This is a genomic window from Pedobacter nyackensis (genome assembly GCF_032678475.1).
Classification (GTDB): domain Bacteria; phylum Bacteroidota; class Bacteroidia; order Sphingobacteriales; family Sphingobacteriaceae; genus Pedobacter; species Pedobacter nyackensis_A.
The window spans coordinates 436427-456232 of the sequence record NZ_JAVTSF010000005.1 but is presented as its reverse complement, the minus strand read 5'-3'; the positions used below and the strand labels follow the sequence as shown (position 1 = coordinate 456232).

General features: G+C 40.1%; 13 protein-coding genes. 6 read left to right on the top strand and 7 right to left on the bottom strand.

Annotated features, from left to right (window positions below; all coding sequences use genetic code 11):
• Nucleotides 1-25: 25 nt before the first annotated feature.
• The 6 genes from gmd to R2Q84_RS18205 all read right to left on the bottom strand — a co-directional run bounded on the left by gmd (nt 26) and on the right by R2Q84_RS18205 (nt 10018).
• A complete protein-coding gene (gene gmd / locus R2Q84_RS18230) occupies nt 26-1162 on the bottom strand; it encodes a GDP-mannose 4,6-dehydratase (protein WP_316818017.1) in 1137 nt (378 codons plus the stop codon).
• Between the two features lie 159 nt (nt 1163-1321).
• Nucleotides 1322-3181, bottom strand: coding sequence for an alkaline phosphatase (locus R2Q84_RS18225; RefSeq protein WP_316818016.1), 1860 nt, complete (start codon nt 3179-3181; stop codon nt 1322-1324).
• A 22-nt stretch (nt 3182-3203) separates the two neighbouring features.
• Nucleotides 3204-4736, bottom strand: a complete 1533-nt coding sequence (locus tag R2Q84_RS18220; RefSeq protein ID WP_316818015.1) for a SusD/RagB family nutrient-binding outer membrane lipoprotein — start codon at nt 4734-4736, stop codon at nt 3204-3206.
• Nucleotides 4737-4771: 35 nt separating this feature from the next.
• Nucleotides 4772-8260 (bottom strand): SusC/RagA family TonB-linked outer membrane protein, encoded by a 3489-nt coding sequence (locus R2Q84_RS18215; protein WP_316818014.1) that lies wholly within the window; start codon nt 8258-8260, stop codon nt 4772-4774.
• A 177-nt stretch (nt 8261-8437) separates the two neighbouring features.
• Nucleotides 8438-9364 (bottom strand): FecR family protein, encoded by a 927-nt coding sequence (locus R2Q84_RS18210; protein WP_316818013.1) that lies wholly within the window; start codon nt 9362-9364, stop codon nt 8438-8440.
• 57 nt (nt 9365-9421) lie between these two features.
• Nucleotides 9422-10018 carry an RNA polymerase sigma-70 factor gene (locus tag R2Q84_RS18205; RefSeq protein ID WP_316818012.1) on the bottom strand — a complete coding sequence of 199 codons (597 nt, stop codon included), beginning with the start codon at nt 10016-10018 and terminating at the stop codon, nt 9422-9424.
• A gap of 177 nt (nt 10019-10195) precedes the next feature.
• Here R2Q84_RS18205 and R2Q84_RS18200 point away from each other — a divergent pair, with 177 nt between their 5' ends.
• The 4 genes from R2Q84_RS18200 (at nt 10196) to R2Q84_RS18185 (ending at nt 17515) form a co-directional block, all read left to right on the top strand.
• A complete protein-coding gene (locus R2Q84_RS18200; protein WP_316818011.1) occupies nt 10196-10801 on the top strand; it encodes an RNA polymerase sigma factor in 606 nt (201 codons plus the stop codon).
• 62 nt (nt 10802-10863) lie between these two features.
• Entirely contained in the window at nt 10864-12069 is a 1206-nt protein-coding gene (locus R2Q84_RS18195) for a FecR family protein (RefSeq protein ID WP_316818010.1), read from the top strand.
• 228 nt (nt 12070-12297) lie between these two features.
• Nucleotides 12298-15669 (top strand): TonB-dependent receptor, encoded by a 3372-nt coding sequence (locus R2Q84_RS18190; RefSeq protein WP_316818009.1) that lies wholly within the window; start codon nt 12298-12300, stop codon nt 15667-15669.
• A gap of 22 nt (nt 15670-15691) precedes the next feature.
• A complete protein-coding gene (locus tag R2Q84_RS18185) occupies nt 15692-17515 on the top strand; it encodes a RagB/SusD family nutrient uptake outer membrane protein (protein ID WP_316818008.1) in 1824 nt (607 codons plus the stop codon).
• A gap of 72 nt (nt 17516-17587) precedes the next feature.
• Here the strand turns inward: R2Q84_RS18185 and R2Q84_RS18180 are convergent, their stop codons facing one another.
• Nucleotides 17588-17785, bottom strand: a complete 198-nt coding sequence (locus tag R2Q84_RS18180) for a hypothetical protein (RefSeq protein ID WP_316818007.1) — start codon at nt 17783-17785, stop codon at nt 17588-17590.
• 249 nt (nt 17786-18034) lie between these two features.
• Here R2Q84_RS18180 and R2Q84_RS18175 point away from each other — a divergent pair, with 249 nt between their 5' ends.
• Nucleotides 18035-18610: a sigma-70 family RNA polymerase sigma factor gene (locus R2Q84_RS18175; protein ID WP_316818006.1), complete on the top strand. Its 576-nt coding sequence runs from the start codon at nt 18035-18037 to the stop codon at nt 18608-18610.
• Nucleotides 18611-18727: 117 nt separating this feature from the next.
• Nucleotides 18728-19777, top strand: a complete 1050-nt coding sequence (locus R2Q84_RS18170) for a FecR family protein (RefSeq protein WP_316818005.1) — start codon at nt 18728-18730, stop codon at nt 19775-19777.
• Nucleotides 19778-19806: the final 29 nt, after the last annotated feature.

Below are 19806 nucleotides of genomic sequence, written 5' to 3'. Positions count from 1 at the left end.
AAACGGGAAAACAGGCCTCTGTTGACTATTCGAAATAGTTCAGGGTTTTAAAGCCACCTTGTTTCAGGTACTCATCTTTCTTCATCAGGTGCAGGTCTGACTGCATCATATCCTGTACCAGTAAAGGCAAATTATACTTAGGTTTCCAGCCCAGTTTGGTATTGGCTTTTGTAGGGTCGCCCAGTAAAAGATCCACTTCCGTCGGACGGTAGTATTTTTCATCCACCTGTACCACTATGGTACCTGGTTTCAGATAGGTATCATTTAAGCCGAGCTTCGCAACCATTTCCTGGTCTACATCAATGATTACACCACGCTCGTGCTGATCTTTGCCGCTAAATTCAACTTCAATACCTAGTTCCGCGAAACTCATTTTTACGAAATCTCTTACCGTGGTAGTAATGCCTGTAGCAATAACATAATCTTCAGGTTCTTCCTGCTGAAGGATTAACCACATTGCTTCAATATAATCTTTGGCGTGTCCCCAGTCTCTCTGTGCAGAAAGGTTACCCAAATACAGGCAGTTTTGTAATCCTAATGCTATTTTACAAGCTGCACGTGTAATTTTACGGGTGACAAATGTTTCCCCTCTAAGCGGACTTTCATGGTTAAATAAAATTCCGTTGCAGGCATACATTTTATAGGCTTCTCTATAGTTTACTGTAATCCAGTAACCATACATTTTTGCTACGGCATAAGGAGAACGGGGATAAAAAGGAGTGGTTTCACTTTGTGGAACGGCTTGTACCAATCCATATAATTCAGACGTTGAAGCCTGGTAAATTTTAGTTTTTTTCTCCATCCCCAAAATGCGGATGGCTTCTAATAACCTTAAAGTTCCAACACCATCAGCATTGGCCGTATACTCAGGCATCTCAAAGCTTACATGCACGTGGCTCATGGCCGCAAGGTTATAAATCTCATCCGGCTGAGTTTCCTGGATGATCCGAATCAAATTGGTGGAATCGGTAAGGTCACCGTAATGCAGTTTAAAATGTACACCTTGTTCATGCTGATCCTGGTATAAGTGATCAATCCTGTCTGTATTGAATGAGGAAGCCCTTCTTTTTAAACCGTGTACAAAGTATCCCTTTTTAAGCAGAAATTCTGCTAAATATGCACCATCTTGTCCTGTAACACCCGTTATTAACGCAACCTTCATCAATTTATGTATTTTAATTTGCAGCCGTAAACATACGGAATTATTTATTTTTCCTAAAGATGGTTATCATTAAAGAAGGCAATCTGGGGTTAGCTTTATTGAAAAACCGCTGCCTCCACAAGGGAAACAGCGGTTTTAAATCAGTTGATACCGTAATCTCTATTTCAACAATTCAAAAACCTTATTCGGAATTTCGAAATTTTGCAGAAAGCCGGTAAACTTATCTGCTCCAGGGCCATAACTTAGCAAAGGAACAGGTAAACCAGTATGGTCAGTAGTGGTGTAGGTACTCACAACGGTTCCCGTTTTATAATTACCATCCAATACGATCAAGCCACCAGTTTCGTGATCTGAAGTGACGATAACCAGCGTTTCGCCATTTTTATCGGCGAATTGTAAGGCTTTACCAATCACTCTGTCAAAGCTCAGATACTCATCAATCGTAATATTCAGCTTATTACTATGTCCACCATGATCAATTTTCGCACCCTCGACCATCAGGAAAAATCCTTTTTTATTGTCGGCTGATAAAAACTTTACACTTTCGTCAAAAGCATGTTCGATCATCCTGAAATTCTCTTCCGGACGATCGCCGTCAAAGCAAAGTACTTTCTTGTTTTTATCAGCTTTAGGTAGGTTTGCAACGCCTTTGTAGACTTCAAAACCGCCAGCTTTAACGCGGTTTAATATTGCATCGTTGTTGGCGCCAAAAGCATCATGATAACCGGCAATAACCAGAGCGGCAGGACTGCGGCTCAAATCTGCTGCAATACTGTCACTTTGATCACGCTCAGTTCTGTGTGCAAAAAACGTTGAAGGTGTAGCACCCGTTACGCGGTCATTACTCACAATTCCCGAACGTATGCCTATTTTAGCCAGTCGTTCCGGTAAATTCGGTACTTCCTTTCCATTGGCATCCATTCCGATGTAACGGTTATTGGTTTTTTCGCCTATGGACATCGCACTACCACCAGCGGCAGAGTCAGTAGTGTAATCATTCGCCGCGGAAGTATTTGAAAAACCTACGTGTTTGATGTTCGTTGCATTCAGATATCCGCCGTTAGCAGTTGCAGCCGCCCAGAAAGAGGAAAGCCCGGATCCATCACTGATTAACAAAATCACATTTTTAGGTTTTGTTTTCCCATTATCAGTCTTATAAGTCGGCTGGTAAATGCTGTGTTTACTGCTAGCGGTATAGTTGTTGCTCGGATAATTATTCAGAAACTTAGCCATTTCTGCCGGCAAATCTGTATTCAAATAATCAACCCCCATTTTAATAAAAGTCTGCCAGCAGGTTTTTGTATCCGGGTTCCCCCAGAAACGTACCGGTTTGCCTACACGATGTACCGAGTCTACAAAGTTTTTTGTTTTTAATGAATCGGGGGTGACCATTCTGCCCAAGCCGTTCCATTTGCTGAATTCCTGGAATCCGGCACTAAAAAAGGCCACCCGTTTTAACTGCTCAGCTGTATAAGGGGTATTACGTCTTCCATCAAAGAAAAAGATCTCATCAAAATCTTTATACCGATCTGGAGCAGGTGCTGCTCCGCTAATCACCAGCTTTACAGCATCCGGATTGTTCTTTACATCGAAATAATGACGGATGGGTTTTAGTTTAGCCTCAAGACATCTCAAAGTAGGTTCGCCAGCAGTTTTCAGGTCAATCATAAACTGTAGTTTACCCCCATCTTTATAAGCTTTATTATTGCCGTTTAGCTTTATTTGTCTCAAAAGAGGTTCGATGTATAAGCTTTCAATTGTATGTTTAGTATCGATGTCTTTTTTATAATGCGCTACATATAATTCATTCCCCTCCAGAAAAACATCAATTTCCATAGAAGCAAAGTGATTGCCATGTGCGGCATAAAAAGGCTGACTTTGCATGTAATCATTATGAGAGTGGGCATTTTTGCCTACCTCATATTGCTGCGCGTATGTAGTCGGCCCGGTACCCAGTACCATCAGGCAAAAAATTGCTGCCCGTAGCGTATTCGTTCTTTTGTTTATCATCTTCATCATTCTGTTCTTTACTGATCAGCGGTTAAGGCTGAAACCAAACTTTAGTATTATGTGTCGGCATTTTGCCACCCATATTTTGTTGTACCCAAAGAATCAGGTTTGGATTGTTCTGCTCATTATCCGAGTATACGTATCGAACCGGTATTGGAGATAAGACAGAAGGCCCTGGAGCCAATTGAGGATATCCCAGTCTTCTCCATCCAGCCCATCCTTCATAACCATTCAGATAAGCATCTATCCATAGTTGTTCGGCAATTTGCTGTGTTGGATTTACAGGAGAAAGTCCCGCCGAAGGCTGATCCAGGTAAGCCTTTTTTTGTTCTTCAGAGATATATGGCGTTTCCGACTGTGTTGCTGATCCAACTGCAGGCCATTTTTCCAATGAAGCCTTAACTGCTGCCAGGTAAGCTTCTGCTGCTGTTCCATTCACACCCATATTGCGTTGAATGGCTTCCGCTTTTAATAGCATGAGTTCCGTGAAAGTCATTAAAAACGCCCGGTTTTCTTTACGGATTCTCTTGCCTATTACGGAATAATCATCTTTGTTTAGGCCAGTACTGGTGTAATCAGCCTTCTGTTCTGCATTGCTTAATCCGGCACGCTGACCTCTATACTCCAAAGGTTTTGCGGCATTTGCTGCGTTCGCGAGATAAGAATTCTTGGTCGGCGCAGCAAAGATAGTCAGCCTTGGATCGTTCTTGCTTTTCAACAGGTTTACCATTACATCACTTATCCTGGTGTTGCCACCAAAATCTACACCACTACCATCCGCTGGAGGGTTTTGAATAAACCAGTAATACAAATCTGTACCATTGTTATAGGTCAATGTAGCCTGGTCGCTGTTACCCTCAAACACGGGATATTCTGCAGGGTTGTTAAATATGGTGGTAACTGCTGCTTTAACATCTATTTTGGCAGATTGCCTCATCAGGATTCGTACTTTAAGTGAATTAGCAAACTTCCTCCAGCGATTAATGCTACCGCCAAAAAGAATATCCCTTTTCACTGTCGTCCCTGCAGGTAGGTTCTTGAACTGCTGATTTGCGGATTCCAGGTCCTTAAGCATTAGTCCGTATACGTCCTGCTGCGCCTGAAAATGAGCAAACTCCATTCCGCTCACGTTCCCCATCCCAGCCTCATCGTAAGGAATATCACCATAGGCATCAGACATTAATGAAAGGATATATACTTTAAGAACTGATGCTACGGCAACATATTGAGGAAGGTTACTTTTGGCACCTATATCTTTCAGCTGGTTTACATCTTTAATTAAACGCATCGGGCCATTCCATTCCTCTCTGTACGAAGCACCTGTCAGGTTATATCTTCCATCTTCTTCACTGGTGCCCCCCAGCCAGGCCAGGTGTTGCACATATTGGCCGGCACGTGTGCCACTACCGTTCATCGCATTTGCGGCACTCGCAATAATTGGCGGTAACAGCATCTCGGCAGGTACTGTAGCCGGATTATTGGGGTTCACATTTATTTCTTCAAACTTACCACAGGAGCTGAGCAATAGGAGCATAGCACCGGTTATTATAGAGAACTTCTTCATTTGCTATATGTTTATAGAATTTAATTTAAAAGGATTTAGAAATTAAGGTTAAGTGCAAAACCGATACTTCTTAACGAAGGAAGGGACATCGCTTCTACACCTTGAAACTGACCGTCATAAGCCGAAACTTCCGGGTCAATGTTTGGTACGTCCGACCAAAGCAAGAGGTTACGACCAACAACAGAAATGGAACCTGTTTTTACAGCTATTTTATGCAACAACGAATTTGGCAATGCATAGCTTAATTTAACTTCTCTTAATTTCAGGTAAGAAGCATCGAAAGTTGCAATGGCATCATTGTTATAGTAGGCGCGCCAGTAGTTTCTTACCGTTACTTCTGTGGCATTTGGGTTACCAGTGTCAATATCAGTACCGCCGCCAATCATGTTTCCACCACCATTTGCATCGCGGTTTACTAAAGATTCTTTTAAACTACCTGCGTTAATCCCTTCAATATAAGTACGGGAATGTACCACACCACCTTTTTGCAAGCTAAACAATACACTCAGGGATAGCTTTTTGTACCTGAAGTTATTGGTGATTCCAGCTGTATAATCAGGGTTTACGTTACCCAGAAAACCCCAGTCGCCATTTTCTTCCTGTGGCAAACCATTTTTATGGGTTAAGCCTGCATTATTGTAAATCAGGTAATCTCCGTATAGAGAACCGAAGGAACCGTCACCCTTGGTATTTAAGGTCCGTAATTCCAGTGATGCCCATCTTTCCAGCTGACGAATACGGGAAATCCCGATGTTTTCAGCCAGTGAGATTACCTTGTTGCGGTTTAGGGCGAAATTAACCGACATATCCCAGCTAAAGTCCTTAAACTTAAGAGGTGTAGCATTCAGCATTACCTCTAGTCCCTGGTTATTCATTTTACCCACATTCATCAGTTTCGTATCGTAACCTGCCGAAGGGTTCAAAGTAACAGGGATGATCAGATCGGTGGTGGTACTTTTGTAATAAGTCACATCCAAACCGATACGGTTATTTAAAAAGCGGGAATCGAAACCAAATTCATAAGAATCTACCTTTTCCGGACGGATGTCCGCATTCGGATAGTTATTGTTGTGAACAGCTACCGTTTCACCATTCCATCCCTGGGAAATCTGGAAGTTTGCCGCCGTTTGGTATGGTTCAAGATCTCTGCGTACAGAAGAAACACTTCCTCTTAATTTCAGAAAACTTATTGCCGGACTAGTCAGGTTAAACAACTCTGATGCCACCACACTCAGTGAGGCAGATGGGTAGAAATAAGAATTGTTCTGTTTTGGTAAAGCACTCGACCAGTCGTTTCTACCTGTTAAATCTAAAAACATTACGTTTTTGTAGCCCAATTGGGTTGTCGCATAAATGGAGTTTATTTTTTTCTCCTGATAAGTATTCCCCGCTACAATTGGAATGGCATTGTTAGACAAGTTGTATACGTTAGGGATCGCTAATCTACCAGCAATAGCACCTAGTCTTTTAGATTTCTGTGTAAGCAGGTTCCCTCCGGCGTTTGCGTTAAAGGTAAAGTCGCTGCTAAATTTAGTATCGTACGATAGTAATAAGTCGTGGTTGGTTTCCAGGAAATAGACATCATCTTCCTGGTAGTATCCATTTACAAACTGTGCAGTAGAAGTCGCATGTCTCATGGTACGCTTGTCGTTATAAAAATCACGACCCGTTCTTACCATCAGTTTTAAATTCGGCATAAAGTCATAGCTCAACTTTACGTTGCCATAAACCCTATCGCGGTTATTACCGTTCAGGTTTTCATTGGCCACAAAGTAAGGGTTGTTTAGTCTTGCTCCGTTTGGACTATAGATAGGTGTATTTTGTAAGGTATTTGATGAACCTGGCAACCAGTAGTTCTTCAAACTTTCTACATTAACGTTTCTAGGCATGTACAGGAAAATTTTCATGATGGCATCATCATTTTTTGCACCATAACTAGTTCTGTTGTCGCTGGCTGTATTTACATAATTCATGTTTACATCTACTTTCAGCTTTTGGGTAATGTTGTAACCTGCATTTAAACCCAGGGTATTGCGACTTAAGCCGGTATTCTCTACAATACCGGTCTGCTCCGCATTGGTATACGACAAGCGGAAATTCAATTTATCATTGCTGCTGGCAATTGATAAGTTATTGGTGTAAGTCTGCCCGGTAACAAAAAAGTCTTTTAATTGATCAGGATAAGCCACAAATGGTGTAGGAATACGTTTACCTGTTGCCGGATCTATTGGCGAATCGAATTGAGGAATCAGCTGACCGTTCATTGCAGGGCCCCAGTTTTCCATGATGTTGTCATTGGTGCCGCCACCCATTCCGTCTACATAAGCATACTGCCCATCGCGACCCTGACCATACTTGTATTGGTAATCAGGTAATTTTAATGGCGATTCAAAGCTGGCCTGCGAGTTAAAAGAAATGCCAACACCTTTAGTGCCTTTACCAGATTTGGTGGTAATGAGTACAACGCCATTAGCGGCTCTCGATCCATATAGTGCTGCCGCATTCGGACCTTTTAATACCGTTATCGATTCGATGTCATTGGGATCGATCTCTCCTGCAGCATTACCATAATCCACTTCTCCTTCACCGTTGGTTAAGTTCGGATTGTTGTAATCCTGTCTGCCTGTATAGGCGCGGGTAGATTGCTCGTTGTTGTTACTTACCGGTACCCCGTCTACCACAAAAAGAGGGGAGTTGTTGTAATTGTAACCGCTAACGAAGTTTTGTCCGCGAATCTGTATGTTGGCCGAAGCACCTACACCGCCCGATGCATTGGTGATTTGTACACCAGCGACTCTGCCACTAAGTGTATTCAAGAGGTTAGTCTCGTGTGATTCCTGTAACAGATTCCCATCCACCTTCTGGGCAGAGAAACCTATGGATTTGGCCTCACGGGTAATTCCCAGCGCAGTAACCATTACCTCGTTTAGTTTATTGTCATTTTCAGACAAAGCAATGTTGATCACCTGACGGTCACCCACTGTAACTTCCCTAGATGCATAGCCTACAAAAGCAAATACAAGTACTGCTTTTTCATCCGGAACACTTAGCTGGTAATGTCCTTTGTTATCTGATACCGTACCCTGTGTACTTCCTTTAACCCTGATGCTTACACCCGGAATGGTACTTTTTGTATGGGCATCAGTTACTACGCCGGTAATGTTCTTACTCTTTGCAAGTACAATTGAATTCTCATACTCCTGGTACGAAATGGCATATGGCGTTAGTAATTTATGAAGGATGTGCTCCAAAGGTTCGTCTCTAAAGGCAGCATTGCTAACCCCGGCTTTCTTAAGGTTTAACGCTTGTGGGTCGTAGGCAAAGTTCAGGCCTGTTTTCTTTTTAATTTTCTGAATCGCTGTTTCCAGGTTTTCTTTATCGAAGGAAATAGATATCCTTTGTTTTAAGATACCCTGGCTGAATAAGTTTTTTGCATAAAGCTGACTGGTCGTTAAAAAGAGAAATAACATAGAGCAGCCTAGTACAGTCGATATCTTGAATATAGAATGTATAATTTTTTTCATTTTCTATTTTTTTGTACGGTAATGATGGTGACAGGCTATCGTGATTTTATAATTTGGAAAATCATGATGGTTTCCTATTTTTGATTAAAATGTTGAATAACTCAATTTTTTAAATAGCGATGCCCTTGGCATCCTATATAGAGGCTGCTGTTAGTTCCAGTAACAGTAGTCTCTTTTTCATCTATACAGTATTATTTTTCCATTTTCAGTTCTTGTATGAAGTCCGTGAATTTTTGCTATGATTTTTAAAATGCGCTGGGCATCGTCTGTTTTGCGGATGGTCAGGGTGTACCTCAATTGCGCTAGCTCTACATCGGGAGCCAAAAGTTCAGTGCTGTAACGGCTGTTATATATGTAGGCCAGCTCTTTAAAGGATACATTGTCAAGTTCTATGGCCGACTTGTTCCATGCTGCTACATAGCTGGTGTTGATGTGGTCAAGTTTAAAAGCGCCTGATCTGGTGTCAAACCTGATGAGCTCTCCTTTGGTCAGATAAGCCAGGCGATGCGTCTGATCATTGACCTGTACTTTTCCATGTGATACAGCGACCTCAATTTCGCTTGCATCCGATTTGTTTTTAATGTTAAATGCAGTTCCCAATACTTGTGTTGTAATTTGTCCGGATTGAACAAGAAAAGGGCGTTTAGGGTTTCTGGCAATTGAAAAGTAAGCTTCTCCACCTTCCAGTTTCACCACGCGCTTACTGTCGGTAGTAAATGTTGCAGGTATGTATAACTTTGTTCCGGGCCTTAAAGTAACTTCCGACTGATCTGTGAGGATGATGGTTTTTGTTTCTCCAGGCTGACTGCTATAGGTAGTCCAGGTCTGATTATTCTTTACTTCGGGTGTATTGGCAGGTCTGTATACAGCAACACCTATTGAAGCCGCAAGTATCAGAACTGCTGCAGCCTTTACAAAAAATAGCTTAATGCTTTTACGCTGGTTTATTTCCTTATTAACCTGATTAAAGATTTCATTTCTAATCCGGTTCTCTTTATTTATGTCTCCAAAAGCGTCAAAGGGAAGTTTGTCATCTGTTTTGTAGAACCAGGCTGTGGCCTGTTGGTCTAAATCTTTTTTTACGTTAGTGTTTGTCTTACCCATATACTAACTCATCATCGCCAAAGTCAAAAAGTACTTTAAGCGCCGGTTATGTATACGTTAAAGTTTTGTTAAGGTGATTGCAAACAGCGTGGCAAGGCTTGTAGGGTCCGAATAATATCTTTTTGTTCTCTTTTTAAGTCGCTCCAAAGCCTGAGAGATGTTGTTTTTTATAGTTTGTTCTGATAAAGAAAGCTCTGCAGCAATTTCACGGATGGACTTGTTTTCTTCCCTGCTCAACACAAATGCCTTTCGCATTGTCTCGGGCATATTCTCAATTTCTTCCTTAAAGAAAGCATTCAGTTCCTTTGCTTCTAATTTATGCTCAATAGAATGTTGCTGTTGATCATCCTGAAAGGTGCTGTTCCTGGAGAAGTCTGCGAGGTTCTTTTTGTAAAAGCTAATGGTCCTGTTCTTCGCAGCTGTATTTAAATATGGGGCAAGGGTATTTTCAATACTGATGGCTTTTCTTGAAATCCATAGATTTACAAAAATGTTCTGGACAATATCTTTAGCGGCCTCTTCATCGTTTAGCCTGCGGTATATCATCTTGTAAACTTCTTTCCAGTACCGGTCATATAAAACCTTAAAGGCCGACTGATCTCCTTTTTGTAACCCAAGAAGTAATTTGTCGTCAGTATCAATGGCATTATACATGCCTCAAAGGTATAATGCAGGTGTTAAGCTAAAGTTAAGATCAGGAAAAGGATACGCCCCGAGCTATGCGGTTATCCATATGGGGTGTTTGCCAGTAAGCCTAATGAGAAATTATAGACTATATTACATATAAGTAATTATATTTGGCTATAACCTACACATAACCTCAACATTCTAATGGCTTTGCAGCAAGAAGAAGATATTGACCAACGGGATTTGCTGGCTGACCTTAGAAATGGTAGTCAATCTGCATTTACTGAACTTTATGAGATGTACAGTTTTAAAATGTACGTCAACATATTAAAAATGGTAAAGGATGAGCAGATGGCTGAAGAACTGGTTCAGGAGCTGTTTGTTAAAATTTGGCAAAAGCGGGAGATTATTGAAGTAAACGTTGATTTCAAATCCTATCTGTATAGAATAGGGCAGAACCTGGTCTATGATTTTTTTAGAAAACTACAGCGTGACAAAAAAATGTATGAACGCTTTAAGGCTATTGTAACCGAACACTATTCTCACATTGAAGAAGCATTGCATCTAAAGCAAAGTGAACAAGCATTAGAGCAGACCTTAAGTAAATTGTCGGAGCAGCAAAGCAAGGTTTATAAATTATGCAGAATAGAGGGCTATACTTATAAACAGGCTGCTGCAGAAATGGGAATATCGCCACATACTGTTAAAGAATATCTCGCCAGGGCAAATCATTTGGTTAAAGAATATCTATTGAATAACCTTGATGTTTCAGTAGGTATATTTTTATTTATACTTTTTAACGAAAAATAATTTATTCACATCCCCCCCATATTTTTTTTTGAAGCGTCTTTACTGAAAGAAAGCTTTAGACAATGAAGAAGATCGTCTCAAAAGAGTTTTATAATTTGTTAAATAACCGTTGTTCTGCACAGGAGCTGGATAATTTTCTGGACAATGTAAATGATGACGAGCATAAGGCATTGTATCTGGGGCTGATTTCCTCGGTGTTGGAGGAAGATGTTAAAGGCGAGATTGACGAAAAAATCAGACAGCGTTTGGATAAGCGTTTGGCGCTGATCATCAATAGCGAAATCATAGAGACTCCTGGGCGCATGGAGCGATTAAGAACGAAGTCCTTTCATAAATACGCTGCAGCCGCATTAATTTTTTTAACACTCTCAGCTGCCATATTTTTTCTTATAAATGCTTACAATAACAGTAGGACTGCGATTAGCTTCGTTAATAATATTCAGCCTGGTGGTAATAAGGCAATTTTAACCTTGTTCGATGGTTCTAAATTATCGTTGTCTGATATTAAGAACGGGGAACTGGTTAATCAATCAGGAATAAAAATCGTCAAAACAAAAGAAGGTGAATTAATATATACGGTGACAAAAGAAAATTCAGCTCCAGATGCTGAACAACATTTTAAGTATAATATTTTAGAAACGCCGAGAGGAGGGCAGTACAGGATTAATCTTCCGGATGGTACGAGGGTTTGGCTAAATGCCCAATCATCACTGAAGTTTCCGCAAACATTTGCTGGTTTTAATGAGCGGAGAGTTGAGTTGAGTGGAGAAGCTTATTTCGAAGTGTCAAAAGACAAGAGCAAACCTTTCAAAGTAATTTCAGTATCGTCTTCCGGAATACAGGATGAAATAGAGGTTTTGGGTACTCATTTCAACCTGAGTAACTATAGCGATGATAAGATCGCAAAGACGACGTTGCTTGAGGGATCTGTACGTGTTACTTCAGCCTCAGTAAGCAAGATTTTAAAACCCGGGCAGCAGTCGATATTAAGCAGTAACAGGTTTGAGGTGAAAAATGTGGATGTAGAGGAGGTGGTATCCTGGAAAAATGGCTTCTTTATTTTTGAAAATGACAACTTAGAAGGGATTTTGAGAAAAATTGCGCGATGGTATGACGTGGATATTTCTTACGATGGACATTTGAACCATGTTGAAATGATAGGTGCGGTTTCCAGAAGCACGAGCCTTGCGGAAGTATTAGATATTTTGGAGAAAACGGACAAATTTAAATTTAAGCTGAAAGGAAGGAGGATACTGGTTATGCCTTAATCTACTTTTTAGATTTAATCAGATTGAAAAACCAGGAGCATGGCTGTGCCCCTGGTCAATAAATTTGGATTAGACATTTAATTACATCAATAATTCTTATCTGAAACTGAAGATGAGCCGGGTTTGTACCCCCTTTCATCTTCCTAAACCAAACTATTCAAATGTATGAAAATTTACAATTTTAAATTGTACTGTAATCACAGTGCGCGTAATAAAATTATACTAACTATGAAACTAATAGTTATTATTTTAATAGCGGGATTAATGCAGGTAAATGCAAAAAGCAATGCCCAAAAAAAGGTTACCCTTATTGAAAAGAGAGCACTTTTAGAGAATATCCTGAAGTCTATCAGAAAACAAACCGGCTACAACTTAATGGTGATTTCTAACAATATCCGGAATGCAGAACCTGTTTCTATAAATGTGAAGGATGTTGATTTGGAAGAAGCCTTGCAACTTTGCTTTCTAAATCAACCTTTTACTTTTGAGATAGATTCGAAAACTATTGTAGTAAAGGAGAAAATAAAGGCCCCGGTAAAGAAAGGAGCACTCTGGCTTAAAATTTCCGGACTTGTCAAAGATCAGCTGGGTTTGCCGATTCCAGGTGTATCTGTGAAGGTGTTGGGGAAAAGCACTACTGCTCAAACCAATAATTTAGGCAGATATAGTATCGAAGCAGATTTAAGAGATAGCCTGGAGTTCTCTTATATTGGTTATGCAAAACAACGGATTGCTGTTAGAGGAATTGATGATATCAATGTGATCATGACAGGTGAGGAGAATAAACTCAACGATGTAGTGGTAGTTGGATATGGAGCGCAAAAAAAGGAAAGTGTAGTGAGTTCAATAAGTACTGTTAAAGGGGAACAGCTAAGGTTTCCGACGAGAAGTTTAACCAATAACATTGCGGGACAGGTTTCTGGTTTAATTGCCATACAACGTTCAGGAGAACCCGGGTATGATAATTCTGAGTTTTGGATCCGTGGTGTAAGTACGTTTGCCGGTGGAAGTGCAGCACTGGTTTTGGTGGATGGTGTACCGAGAAGTATTAACGATATTGAACCCGATGAGATTGAAACTTTTTCGGTATTAAAGGATGCTGCGGCCACAGCCGTTTATGGTGCAGAAGGTGCCAATGGTGTAATATTAATCACTTCTAAAAGAGGTAAAACACAAATACCGGTAATCTCTTTCAGAACAGAACATAGCATCGCACAGCCAACCCGTACACCTGAATTTGTAGGATCGGCCGATTATTTAACTTTATTTAATGAAGCTTTGTCTAACGATGGGATCGCTCCGCGATTCAGTGATGAACTCATTTCTAATTATAGAAATAATATAGATCCGGACCTGTATCCCAGTACCGATTGGATGAGCGAAATGCTTAGAAAAAGAACAGACAATCACAGGTATACATTAAATGTACGTGGAGGGTCCGAAAAAGCCCGCTATTTCGTATCTGGTGCTTATTTCGGAGAAAATGGTATTTTTAAAGATGATCCCGGAGAAAAATACGATACCAATATCGGTTTGAAAAGATTTAACCTCCGCAGTAATATTGATTTAGATATTTCCAAGTCTACAACCGTTAGTGTGGATCTCAGCGGACAATATTTATTGACAAATTATCCTGGCGTGGGAACAAGCACAATATTCAGACAAATGCTGATTACACCCCCGCATGCTTTCCCTGCCGTTTACAGTGATGGCACCATCGCTACATTCCTCCAGGAGCGGGATTCGCAGATGCGTAACCCATATAATATGTTAATGAACTCTGGTTATGCAAAAGAGTGGAGAAGCGGTATACAATCTAATGTTCGTTTAAACCAAAAGCTGGATTTTGTTACCAATGGGTTGGTATTCAAAGGTAATGTAAGTTATGATTACGACGGAACATTCACTTCTGCAAGAAGCTATAATCCGAGCAGGTACAATGCAACAGGAAGGGATGCTAATGGAAAGCTGATATTTTCCAAGACTTTTTCCGGCAGTCCGGATATGGGAGAACCGACTGAAAATAATAACGCCACGAAAAAAGTATATATAGAAACGTCCTTAAATTACAACAGGATTTTTGGAAAACATACCATTGGTGCAATGGCACTTTATATGCAAAAAGAAACCCAGCAGCATAATCAGGCACTTGCTTTTAGAAAACAAGGTTTGGTTGGCAGGTTAACTTATGCATTCGCAAACCGTTATTTTGTTGAAGGTAATTTTGGTTACACTGGTAGTGAGGCCTTCGCTAAAAATTACCGCTTTGGATTTTTTCCTGCTTTGGGACTGGGTTATCAGTTGTCTAACGAATCTTTTTATCCTGAAGGCTTAAGGCAGGTGGTTTCTAATTTGAAATTACGGGCTTCAATCGGCCGTACAGGAAATGACAATACCGGAGGTGCCAGATTTTTATACAGACCGGAATATAACTTTGCGGGGGCAAGCTTTAGTCAGGGTATGACAAGTGCAGGAGGTACTAATGGATATGCTGCCGGCATAACTGAATCTCGTTTTGAAGCTCCTTATTTAGGATGGGAAATTGAAGATAAACAGAATTATGGTGTAAATATTGGCTTTCTGAATAATAAAATAGAAATCGTGGCCGATTATTTTAGGTCAGAGAGAACGGGCATTTTATTGCAAAGAAGGACCATACCTGGGGTTGCCGGATTTAGGACTGCCCCCTGGGAAAACTATGGTAAAGTAAAAAACGGTGGTTTCGACGCCAGTTTAGATGCCCGACATGAGGTTGGAGCTTTTAAGCTCAGCACAAGGGGTACATTTACTTATGCACGCAATAAAATTACCGAATATGATGAGTTAAAAACGCCTTATCCATGGATGGCTTTTACAGGTACAAGAGTTGGCGAACAAACGCTGTATATCGCTGATGGTTTTTATTCTGCCGATGATTTCACTGCAATAGATAATCCTAATGGTACAAAATCTTATACGCTAAAACCGGGCTTGCCTGTACCATCTTTGGGAGGAAGATTAGGCCCAGGTGATATTAAGTACAAGGATTTAAATAACGATGGCAAAATTGATCAGTTCGACCGTCAAAAAGGTGGCTTAGGTAATCCTAACAACCCGGAAATTGTTTATGGATTTGGGTTGAATGTGGAATACAAAGGGTTTTATGTAAGCTCTTTCTTTCAGGGAACCGCAAATGCGTCTGTAGTTTTTGGTTCGGTAATCGGAGAAGGCTGGCACCCTTTTACATGGGGAGTGGATCAGTCTAACTACAGGACTTTTGCTTTAAACAGGTGGACTGAAGCTAACCAGGGAAAAGATGTTTTAATGCCAAGGTTGCACAGCTCTAATGTTAACAATGCTAACAATACCGTAGCCAGTACTTATTGGCTAAGAAATGGAGGCTTTTTAAGGTTAAAGAATGTAGAAATAGGCTATAACCTGCCAAAAAAATGGCTAAATAAATTCCAGATCCAATCAGCCAGGATATATGGAATGGGCTATAACCTGGCTGTTTGGGATGATGTTAAATATTATGACCCGGAGCAAACCGGGGCGAATGTTAATGACAATCCCTACCCGATTCCAAGCACCTATACCTTTGGCTTAGAGTTCACATTTTAAATAGAATTTAAAATACATAAAGATGAAATTTAGTTTATCAATCCTTATATTTTTCATGTTCGCGGCCTTAGTGTCCTGTAAGAAAAATTATTTAGATGTATCTGATGAATTGGCGGGAGGCCTTACTTCAACAGATCAGGTGTTCGAAAATCCGGCCTATACCAGGCGTTGGTATGCCAATGTGATGTCTGGTGTGGCAGATTATTCTGCTATTATCGGGGCCAGTGGTATTGGTAATCCATGGACGGGTATGTCAGACGAAATTGCTACGGGTTTTGGAGATGTTGTAAATTACAATATTTCGCCAAAAAACTCGCTTAGTATGGGGTTTCAGCGTTGGGATATGCTTTACCAGTTGATCAGGCAGGCCAATATTTTCCTGGAAAAGGCAAAGCCGATACCAGCCACAGGTACAGATGCTGATATGTTGGACGACACCGAGTTTAAAAAACTTAAAGCCAATGTATTGTTTATGCGGGCATATTACCATTACCTGTTATTTGAACAATATGGACCGGTCCCGATTGTAACAGGCTTTGTTGAGCCTACCGGAAAATTAGATTTAGAACGACAATCCGTTGATGAGGTGGTCGCGTTTATTGATAAGGAACTTACCGGTGTAATGTCATTGTTACCGCAAGCTGCAATTACAGATGAACTTTTTCTGGCTAATCCTACTAAAGGTGTTGCACTGGCTGTAAAAGCGAAATTATGGATGTATGCCGCCAGTCCGTTGTTGAACGGTGAATATGTTCCGGCCTTAAACACAACCAATAAAGATGGTAAGAAACTGTTCCCGGCAAAAGACCAGACCAAATGGAATAAGGCGCTGGCCGCGACTAAAGAACTGATCAATTTTGCTGAACAGGGTAATTATGAGCTTTATAAAGCATTTACAAACGGAATTTTAGATCCGGAAAAATCAGTTTACGATTTATTTCAGGTGTACAACAAAGAAATTATCTGGGCTACAGCAAAAACTGGATGGGGAGGTATGGATGGTGATGCTTTGGATCGTCGGTCGACCCCCAGAAGCGAACCCAACGGATTGGGAAGTACTGCAGTGCTGCAAGAGCTGGTTGATGATTTTTATATGAAAGATGGTTTGCCCATTAATAATTCCGGGTTTTTGCCCGCTTCGCCCTTATACACGGAGACAGGTAAAAGTCCATATAATGGTGTAAATGTCTCTAACATGTGGATCAATAGAGAACCGCGCTTTTATAATACTGTATTTTTTGCGGGTAGGAAATGGCACATTACTAATAGGGAAATCAATTTCTACAAAGGTTCTCCAAATGATAGAAGTGGTCAGTCTACCATAAGCGGCTATTTACTTTATAAACGTTTTAGTAGAAAGGTACATAAGACCAGTCCTGGTGTTGCTGCTGTATTCAGGCCGTCTATCGTTTTTAGATTGGCAGAATTCTATTTGTTATATGCAGAAGCTTTAAATGAAGTAGAACCTGGCAACCCGGATGTATTGAGGTATGTAAATTTAGTAAGAGAGCGTGCTGGTTTACCAAAACTGGAATTGTTAAATGTAACGATAGTTGGTAATCAGGCCCTGCAAAGAGAAGCTATACGCAGAGAGAGCAGGATTGAACTTTGTACCGAAGGTCAGCGCTATTTTGATGTGAGAAGATGGATGATTGCTGAAAACCCTAATGGAAAAGACAGGCAAGGTGGAGATTTTTACGGGATGAATATGGATGGCGATCCGACCGATTTCTTTCAGCGGACAATTGTTCAAAGACGTGTTTTCGAAACGAAGCAATATCTTTACCCAATTCCTTATAACGAGCTTGAAAAGAATAAATTGGTTGTTCAGAACCCTGGCTGGTAGTTAGCTTTAATTTATGTTTAAAAGGGCGTGCCATGAATTTATGGCACGCCCTTTTTTTAGGCTTTTTGTAAGTTAATCTATTATAATCAACGGCGTCAGCTTGTTGAATTTAAATACCTGTTTTTCCTGCATTCGTGAAATGATGAGACTATAGTAGTCTTCCTTTTCTTCAATTTCTAAGACTTCACCAAGGTTTGCGAGAATTGAGCCTGTTGTTAATTCAGAGATGTTTATTGTTTTAATTTTTGGGGTTTCTTCTGAGCGTAGCATAGATAGATAGGAGGTTAATAATCAGACAAAGTAAAGAAAATAAAATCGAAAATTTAAACTTCCTGTTTCATTTTTAATGCGTTATTTTGAATGTCCATGGGGTGACAAAAAAATACATTAGTATGCCAATAATATTTAATAATTTATCCAAAAAAGTTACAGATATTGTTTGAGTATTTATATAGAAGTCCGGATCATAGAGTGTAATCTCTTACAATAATTTTTGTTCAGTGTTTTAAGATATTGGTAATGGTTGAAAATTATTTTTGCGATTTAGAACTGCATTGGTCTGATTTAAGAAAGGGGCAGGAGGAGGCCCTTTTTAATTTGTATAGAGAATTATTTAATCCACTCTTTAACTATGGATTTTCATTGTCCCGCGCAAAGGAGGATGTAGAGGATGCAATTAGCGAGGTCTTTTTAGAGTTATGGGAGAACCGAAATAGCCTCCGGCCGGTCTCAAATGTTAAGAGTTATCTTTTTACCTATTTACGTCGCAAAATCACTCGCCAGCAGAACATTGATGCAAGAATTCTTGTGCCTGAAACTGAGTTGTATGAGCAGTCCATTGTAGATTATATTGTGCAATTACAAGTTGAAGAAGAAAGACGGGTGCTGATTTTTAATGCCATAAATAAGTTGACTGCACGTCAAAAACAACTTATTATATATAAATTCTATGATAACCTTCAGTGTGAGGAAATCGCTGAAATAACAGGATTGGCGACTCAGACAATCTATAATAATGTTCATCAGGCTTTATCATCCTTGAAAAATGAGTTGAAAGTGCCTTTGAGTGTGCTGATGATACTACTGCGGGTTTAATTTCTTATTTTTTTCTCCCTTGTTTTCAGTTGGTTATGTCTTTTTTGAAAAAAAGATGAAAATTAACAGGTAGAAATTTCAATTAGTTTACACTATGTCATAGTAACGTGGTAAACTATGAACAAATCTAAACCTACTATAGAGGGACTCCTGGCAGATCCGTCTTTTATTGATCACTGTCTGAATGATGACGTTAAACAATCTGATCCATGGAGTACAAGAATTGAGAATAACCCCGAAGATGAGATTGTTTATGTCCAGGCAAAGGAAATGGTCTTATTGCTTACCGGGAAAATGCCGGAATCACTAATAGAGGCAAAACTGGGTGCGTTTAAAAAACGATTCTATGAGGTTAACCCTAAACAAAAATCCAGGTATAATTTTAGGACGGATAAACGATCTGCTTTAACATTATTTTCAGGCATTGCGGCCTCACTATTTCTGATCGCGGGAATTATATTTTTCTTACGGAACTCAGCGCCAAAGCAAGAATATGCTTTCAATGACATAAAAGGTAAAACGATAACCACTCCTTTTACTGAACGCAATCTAATCAAGCTAAGCGATGGTACAGAGGCAATCTTATATCCCGGAAGTAAACTCATTATCTCAGAAGATTTCAATAGTGATGACCGGAAAATCGCTATTAGCGGACAGGTTTATCTGAAAGTTTTTTCAAATAAGGCTAAACCATTTGTTGTTTATAGCAAACATACTACAACTACCGCCATAGGTACTGCTTTTTACGTGCGTGACTTTGAAAAGGGGAACCTATCCTCTGTATTATTAGTAGCAGGAAAAGTAAAAGTAAATGAACCGACGCGTAAAACTGAAGCATTTCTTGAACCCGGAACAACGATGGTTGTCGATAACGCAACCTTGAAAACCCAGAAGAGAAAAATTGATAATGAGCAGTTGAAAGATCTTACAGAATTTAAACTGGACCTGAACAATTCTGATATGAAAGCAATTGTTAACCGACTGGAATTATTTTACGGGGTTCAAATTGATTTAAGTGCCTGCAACTGCCAGTTTAAACGGTTGACAGGAGATTATTCTAAAAAGTCATTATCAGCTATTCTCAACTCTATCAGCTTCACCAATCAGGTCAGCTGGGAAATCAGGGACCAAAAAATAGTTTTCTTACCCGGTCCCAATAAGCCATAAAAACCAATATAAACCTAAACCATAGTTAA